Source organism: Sutterella parvirubra YIT 11816 (assembly GCF_000250875.1).
Classification (GTDB): domain Bacteria; phylum Pseudomonadota; class Gammaproteobacteria; order Burkholderiales; family Burkholderiaceae_F; genus Sutterella; species Sutterella parvirubra.
Map to the genome: position 1 here is coordinate 1 of NZ_JH604960.1, position 5941 is coordinate 5941.

Annotated in this window: 4 protein-coding genes; 1 reads left to right on the forward strand and 3 read right to left on the reverse strand. The window is 64.9% G+C overall.

From position 1 onward, the window contains the following. Positions 1-146: 146 nt before the first annotated feature. Positions 147-2780, forward strand: a complete 2634-nt coding sequence (locus HMPREF9440_RS10565; protein ID WP_008542248.1) for an autotransporter outer membrane beta-barrel domain-containing protein — start codon at positions 147-149, stop codon at positions 2778-2780. A gap of 105 nt (positions 2781-2885) precedes the next feature. On the opposite strand, the gene HMPREF9440_RS05425 is transcribed toward HMPREF9440_RS10565, so the two are convergent. From HMPREF9440_RS05425 to HMPREF9440_RS05435, 3 genes are all read right to left on the reverse strand, one after another. After that, positions 2886-3773 carry an ABC transporter ATP-binding protein gene (locus HMPREF9440_RS05425; protein ID WP_245523575.1) on the reverse strand — a complete coding sequence of 296 codons (888 nt, stop codon included), beginning with the start codon at positions 3771-3773 and terminating at the stop codon, positions 2886-2888. 13 nt (positions 3774-3786) lie between these two features. Beyond that, entirely contained in the window at positions 3787-4866 is a 1080-nt protein-coding gene (locus HMPREF9440_RS05430; protein WP_008542250.1) for a FecCD family ABC transporter permease, read from the reverse strand. Positions 4867-4906: 40 nt separating this feature from the next. Continuing rightward, positions 4907-5941 (reverse strand): ABC transporter substrate-binding protein (locus HMPREF9440_RS05435; RefSeq protein WP_008542251.1); only part of this gene is annotated, 1035 nt, incomplete at its 5' end.

The following is a 5941-nucleotide window of genomic DNA, read 5'->3' on the forward strand; positions in this document are numbered from 1 at the left end:
GAGTGTACCCGTTTGCGAGAAATTCACGTTGAGGTCTGATTAGGGTAAATACCCCTCCCCCATTTGCATATTTTGTTGCACCTTGAACCTTGCAAAAAAACGCCCGACCCGAAGGAGGACGGGCATTGCATGGGAGTAGCAAAATTATGAAGAAGACAGTTTTGTTCGTCGCGACGATGCTCGCGGCGGCGGGGGCGGTTCAGGCCGCGGAACAGCTCCAGGACGAAACGTCCTGGACCACCGGTACGACGAATGCCATTACGGGTGCGGCGGGCGACACGATCCGCTTCAACCCCGGGAAGACTGATCATAAAGGCAGCGGCGAATACCACTACGCCAGCCTTTTCCTGAAGAGCACGGATGTCTCGTCCGCCGTGGCAGGCACGATCACGGCGGATACCTTGGCGTTCACCATGAAGGACGGTGAAGGTGACTCAAGTGGCAAAACGTCCTACAACACTGCGGTGCTTGCCGGGAACAGCTCGCTCACCATCGACGTGGGGACGCTGTTGGTCGGCGACCAGGTCAAGGACGACACTACCGGCCTGAAGGGCGGCAACCGCGGCTTCCGTTTGAGCGGCAAAAACAATACGCTTACCATTTATGCCGACAGGATCGTGAGCTACACGGGCGACGAGTTCGTGCATGTTCGCAATGATGCCAGCAGCCCGGACGCAGAAGCCTCGTCCGTAGCGAACATCGGTACTGCGGAGAGGCGCATCGGGTACTTCGAGGGTCATACCACTTGGGGTAAGGATGACTACGGCGTCGCCATTCTTCAGGCGAACGAAGGCAGCACGATCAATTTCTATGCGGATGAGGCGGTTTTCGACGGGTCGACCAATATCGACGGCGGGGTTTTCGGATCGGGCAGCTGGGGCACGCTGATCGTCAACGCGAACAAGCTCACGATCGACGGGAACATCTGCGGGACCTACGGGACCATCACCAACAAGGCCGGTACGTTCTTCTTGGATGTGACGACGCAGGAACTCGACGCCGAGGGTGACGTCAACGCCGGGAGCCGCGGTACCGGTTACTCCAACCACGCCCGCACGACCATCGTCAACCTGAAGGCGGATACCGGCACGCTCACGGGTGACATCCAAACCTTCCAACACGGCAACGTCGGGATCTACTCCGCGAACGGCCTGAACCTTGTCGGGGACATCATCGGTCAGGACGACGGCCGCACGGTTTTGGGCGGGGTCCTGAACGAGAGCGGTGAAATCGTCCAGACGGGCGGCGTCATCAACATGACCGGGAACATCACGCTCGCCGAAACTGCGAGCCTCGTCGTTGCGGGTACGCTCAATGCCGCCGACACGGTCGTGAAGCTCCAGTCCGCCGCGCCCACGGCCGCTGTCGTGAACAGCATCAGTCTGTTCACGGAACCCGCCCCGACGTCGCGCTTCGAAGTCAGGCCGAACGCCGTTGCGAACGTCGCGAGCGTGACGACTGAAACGTCCGACATCGTGACCTTGGGCGAAGGTTCCACCTTGACGGTCAACGACGGCAAAAGCTCGATCGGCACGTTGAGTTCGGCCGACGGCGGGACCTTCTACCTGACCGGCACGGCGACGGCTTCGGTCAACACGCTCTCCACCGCGTCGGGCGACACCGTGACGGTGATGTTCGACAACCCTGAAAACACCACCACGATCGGTTCGGTGAGCGGTACGGGAGGTACCGTGATCGCCGAAGGCTCCTCGACCTTCAACGAGCAGTATGGTTCCGCGGCGGAAGCCGCGCAGGCTGCGAGCCGGATGGTGACCTCTTCGTCTTCCGGCGGCGACCCCATCGTTGACGAGATCATCATCGACGAATCCGAGTCGAACGGTAGCTACCAGGCCAAGTTGGACAACGAAGGCAATATCGACGAATCCACCGTCGTCGAAACCCTCAACACCAAGACCAAACGCGTGGGGCAGACCCTCTCGCAGAACATCCTCGCGTGGCGTCTTGAGATGAACGACCTCAACAAGCGTTTGGGCGAACTCCGTGACTCCGAAGGCAACACCGGCCTTTGGGCCCGCGTCAACGCCGGCACGCAACGCTACAAGGGTTCCGACAACGACTTCGTGATGCTCCAGGTGGGTGCGGACACCAAGGTGCCCGCGATCTGGAACACGCACGTCGGCGCCGCGTTCTCCTACACGAAGGCCGACCTCTCCTACACGGGCGGCGACGGCGACAACGAGATCTACGGTCTCGCGGGCTACGCCTCGTGGCTGGGCGACTCCGGGAGCTTCCTCGACGTGATCGCGAAGGTCGCGTACCTCGACAGTGACTCCAAGATCGACGGCACGCAGGCGAAGTTCGACACCATGGCGTACTCCCTCTCCGCCGAAATCGGTCACCGCTTCGACGTGACGAACGTCGTCTTCGTTGAGCCCCAGATGGAACTCTCCTACGGGTACGTGAAGGGCAAGACGTTCGACACGAAGAGCGCGACCGGCATCCGCACCGAAACGACCATCGACGGGACGGATTCGCTGATCGGCCGCATGGGCTTCCGAGCTGGGCTCACGAGCCCCGAAAAGAAGGGGAACGTCTACGTGCGCGCCTCGGTGCTCCGCGAATTCCAGGGCGACTTCACGATGACCCGCGGCGACGGCACCTACAGCGTCGAAACGAAGGACACGTGGTTCGAGTACGGCGTGGGCGGCAACTACAACATCTCGCCCACGACCCAGATCTACGCGGACGTCGAACGCAACACGGGTGCGGATCTTTCCGAACCCTGGCGCTTCAACATCGGGGCGCGTTGGTCGTTCTGATGACAAGCTTGGCGTGAGCTCCGGCTCACGCCCGCGCTGCTCCTGCGCGAAGGGCTTCCGGTTTCGGCCGGAAGCCCTTTTTCGATCAAGGTCCCGGGCGGAAGATCAGTCTTCCCTGTCCTCCCCCAATCCCGTCCTCCCCACGGCCGCCACATAGGGCGCCCGGCCCTCGGGCAACTCCACCTCCCGCATGCGCACCTGCACGCCGAAGAGTTCGGTGAGGCTCTCCTCGGTCATCACGTCCCTCGTCGCCCCGAACACCGGCGGCTTCCCCCGGGGGACCAAAAGCGTCCGGTCGGCCAGCCGCAGCGCATGCGCGGGGAAGTGGGTGTTGATCACGACGCCGAGTCCCTTGGCGGTCAGGCGCTCGATCACTTCCAACACCAACGTTTGGTTCCGGAAGTCGAGGTTGCTCTCGGGCTCGTCCAGAATCAGACATTCCGGGTCCGCGGCCAAAGCCCGCGCGATGTAGGCGAGCTGAAGCTGGCCGCCCGAAACCTCCGTCGTGCGGCGCTCGGCCAGGTGGGCGATGCCGGTCTCCCGCATCGCCTGGTCCGCGGCCGCCCAATCGTCGTCCCCCGGCATCGCGAGCGACCCCATCCGGGCGCTCCGCCCCAGCACCACCAACTGCGCGAGCGTCAAGGGCGCAAATGCGTTCGCGCGCGCCTGCGGGACGTAGCCCACGCGCCGCCAGAAGTCGCGCTGCGCCCAGTCGCGCACGTCCTTTCCGTCCAGAAACGACGCTCCTTTGGTCCAGGGCATCAACCCCAGCATGGCGCGCAGGAGTGTTGTCTTCCCCGCGCCGTTGGGCCCGAGGATCGTGAGCACCCCAGGCCCCTCAAAGCGAAAGTTCACGTCGGTGAGAATGGGCGTCCCGGGTCGGCCGTTCCTGCCCGGATAGGCGTAGCCGCCGCCCTTCACCTCCAACACCATGGTGGTCGTCTTCGTCGTGGCCGTCGCAGTCGTGGTCGTCGCTGTTGTTTGCGTCGTCATGCTCATCACCCCGTCAGCCGGTCAGCCCGCCCGTGCGGCGCAGCAGATGAATGAAGAAGGGCGCGCCCACGAGCGCGGTGAGAATCGAGACGGGCACTTCGCCCGCGGTCATCGTGCGGGCGGCGGTGTCGACCAAAAGCATGAAGAGCGCCCCGGCCAAGGCCGACGCCGGGAGCACCCGCCGGTTGTCCGCACCCGCGGCCATCCGGACGGCGTGCGGGACCAACAAACCCACCCAACCGATGAGGCCGCACATGGAGACGACCGAAGCCGTCAACATCGTCGCGCCCAGAATCACGGCCGCGCGGATGCGGCCCACGGGAATCCCGAGGGACTTGGCTTCGTCTTCAGGGAGCGCGGCGGCGTTCAACCGCCAACGGAGAAGCAGCAGCACCGCGGCGCCCAGCGCCGCCATCGGGAACCCCGCGGCAAGCGTCGAGAAGGACGCACCGGTCAGGGACCCCATCAGCCAGAAGGTGACGGCGGGAAGCACGTCCTGCGGGTCCGCGACGAACTTCACCAAGGAGACGAGTGCGGTGAAGAAGCTCCCCACGACGATGCCCGAGAGCACGATCATCAAAATCGGCGTGCCGCCGTCCCGGCGCCGGGCGATCAGCATCACGAGCGCGACGGCGGCGAGCCCGAAGACGAGCGCCAAGGACTGAACGAGCAAGGCGCCCGCGCTCAAGAGGATCCCGAGCACGGCCCCGAAGCTCGCGCCCGTGGCGACGCCGAGCGTATCGGGCGCGGCGAGAGGGTTCGAGAAGAGCGCCTGGAAGGCCGCCCCCGCCATCGCGAGTCCGGCCCCGGCGAGGAGCGCCAGAACGACGCGCGGGGCGCGCACGTTCCAGACAACGTTTTCAATCATGCGGCCGGCGTCGTCCCAAGGGGAGAGGGCCGCAAAGAGCTTTTCCGCCCCGATCGGAAAGCGCCCGACGGCGAGCGCCGCGACGGATGCGGCAATGGTCACGAGGGCGAGCACCGCCATCGCGCGCAGGAACCGCCCGCGCGCGAGCCGGTCCCGGAGCGCGCTCGCGGAGAGCGTGCGCGCCGGGGCGGATGAGGAATTTGCGGAGGAGTCGGCCGTCGTCATGGGGTTCAGCGCATCAAGGGTTCAACCGTACGGAGACGGATCAGCGCCCGCGGATGTTGGTGCCGGCGCCTTGGCCCGCCGCCGCGCCGGGATTGAGAATCCCCTCGATCTGGCGGTCGGTGAGCTCGATGCCGAAGGCGTTCCTGTAGAAGCGCTTGGCTTCCAGAGCAAGGTCGACGTCGGCGAAGCGTTCGGGGTGGAGTTTCGCCGCGACCCAAAGCCGCGTGAAGGGCGTCTCGGCGGACGGCGTAAAGGTGCGGTAGAAGCCCAAAGGCATCTTGAAGACGCGCCCGGTTTTGACGGCCGCGACTTCAGACCAGTCCTGCCCGGAGGTCTTCCCGGCGTCGCCCTTCAGAAGGTCTTCGGGCATCACCGGCGTGAAGTTCGTGAGGAACACCACCTCCGGATCCCACGCGTAGACCTGCTCCATCGAAACGACCGCGTTGGCGTTCTCGCCCGTGACGCCCTCGGCCACGTTCCGGCCCGCGCCCTCGCGGATCCAGTAGTCCCCGAAGAAGCGCTTGCCCGAGGTCACGATCTGGCGCTCGTCCATCCGCACGACGAACATCGCGCGGGGGCGTTCCTCCGCCTTCACGTCCTTCGTGCGTTCGCGCACGAGGGTATCGAGCCGTTCGACCTCGGCCTTCAAGGCGACCTTCTTGGCGCCCTCTGGGTCCGCTTCCGGGAAGAGGTTCCCGAGCGTAGCCATCCAGGCGTCAAAGGTCGCCATCGCGTCGTAGTCCCACTTCGTGGTGGAGACCGCGTAGGCGGCGAGCTCGGCGCTTCTGAGCATGTCGATCGTGCGGCGGTCGGCGGCGTTCACCAACACCACGTCGGGCTCCAACGCCATGAGGGCTTCGAGGTTGACCGAAGCCCCCTTCATGAAGGCGTGGTCGGCTTTGAGCACCTCGGGGAAGACTTCACCCAGAAGTCCCGACTTCGCGGCGGCCCAGCTCGACGGATGCATCCCCACAATCACGTCCCCGCGGCCCGTGTAGACCGCAACGGCCGAGGCCATGGGGAAGATGTTCGTGACGACGGCGCGCTCGATCCTTTCGGGCACCTCCACCCGGTC